This window comes from Pseudokineococcus marinus, from assembly GCF_013004605.1.
GTDB lineage: Bacteria > Actinomycetota > Actinomycetes > Actinomycetales > Quadrisphaeraceae > Pseudokineococcus > Pseudokineococcus marinus.
This window is the reverse complement of record NZ_JABEMA010000479.1, coordinates 1-1594: the sequence shown is the minus strand read 5'-3', so window position 1 is coordinate 1594 and position 1594 is coordinate 1. Positions and strand designations below refer to the sequence as shown.

The window sequence follows — 1594 nt, the reverse complement described above, 5'->3', positions numbered from 1 at the left end:
GCGCCGGCGGGCGCGACCGCGCGGCGCCCGGGTCAGCCCGCGGCCGCCTCCGGCTGCTCGGCCCACCACGCGAGCAGCGCCTCGCGGGCCGCCTCCTCGCCCAGCGGCCCCCGGTCCAGGCGCAGCTCGAGCAGGTGGCGGTAGGCCCGCCCGACGACGGGGCCGGGCGGGACGCCGAGCGCCGCCATGATCTGGCCGCCGTCGAGGTCGGGGCGCACGGCGGCGAGCTCCTCGGCCTCCTGCAGCTCGACGATGCGGTGCTCGAGGGAGTCGTAGGCCGCCGCCAGCCGGGCCGCCTTGCGGCGGTTGCGGGTGGTCGAGTCCGAGCGGGTCAGCCGGTGCAGGCGGCTCAGCAGCGGCCCGGCGTCGGTGACGTAGCGGCGCACGGCCGAGTCGGTCCACTCCCCGCCCGCGTACCCGTGGAAGCGCAGGTGCAGCTCGACGAGGCGCGCCACCTGCTTCGTCGTCGCCGAGTCGAAGCGCAGGGCCTTCAGGCGCCGCGCCGTCATCTTCGCGCCGACGACCTCGTGGTGGTGGAAGCTCACGCCGCCGCCGGGCTCGAAGCGCCGCGTCGCGGGCTTGCCGACGTCGTGCAGCAGCGCCGCGAGCCGCAGGACGAGGTCGGGGCCCGGGACGGCTCCCTCGCCGTCCGCGCCGGGCGGGTCCTCCAGGGCGATCGCCTGCTCGAGCACCGTCAGCGTGTGCTCGTAGACGTCCTTGTGGCGGTGGTGCTCGTCGATCTCCAGCTGCAGGGCGGGCAGCTCGGGCAGGACGTGCTCGGCCAGGCCGGTGCCGACGAGCAGCTCGAGCCCCTCGCGGGGGGAGGCGCCGAGGAGCAGCTTCTCCAGCTCCACCCGCACGCGCTCGGCCGAGACCATGGCGACGGTGCCCGCCCGCTCGGTCATCGCCTCGACGACGGCGGGAGCCACCCGCAGCCCGAGGGTGGAGGCGAAGCGGGCGGCGCGCATCATCCGCAGCGGGTCGTCGGCGAAGGAGTCCTCCGGCGAGCGCGGCGTGTGCAGCGCCCGGTGCGCGAGGTCGCGCAGCCCGTCGCACGGGTCGACGAAGGCGCCGTCGGGCAGGCGCACGGCCATGGCGTTGACCGTGAAGTCGCGGCGCACGAGGTCGTCCTCGAGGGAGTCGCCGAACTCGACGACGGGCTTGCGGCTCTGCCGGTCGTAGAGGTCGCTGCGGTAGGTCGTCACCTCGACGACGACGTCGCCCCGGCGCGCGCCCACGGTGCCGAAGGCCGCACCGACGTCCCACGTGGCGTCCCCCCACGCCGTGAGCAGCTGCGCCGTCGCCCCGGGGCGGGCGCTCGTGGCGAGGTCGAGGTCGACGTCGGCCGGCCCGGTGAGGCGCCCGAGCAGCGCGTCGCGGACCGGCCCGCCGACGAGCGCGAGCTCGTGGCCCTCGGCGGCGAAGCGGCGCCCCAGCTCCACGGCGTCCGGCGCGAAGGCCAGGAGGGCGGCCACGGCCTGGTCGCGCGCGCCCGCCACGGCGGCGGCCACGCCGCCGGCGCCCTCGGAGGACGGCTCCGGGGGAGCCTCGGTCGGGGCCTGCGGGCGGGCCCCGGGTCGGGCGTCGTCGGGGG

At 77.9% G+C, this 1594-nt stretch carries 1 protein-coding gene; it reads right to left on the bottom strand.

Going from position 1 to position 1594, the window contains the following annotated elements; genetic code table 11:
* Positions 1 to 32: 32 nt before the first annotated feature.
* Positions 33 to 1594, bottom strand: a 1562-nt coding sequence (locus tag HLB09_RS16795; RefSeq protein WP_246235712.1) for a CCA tRNA nucleotidyltransferase, incomplete at its 5' end; no start/stop codon positions are given.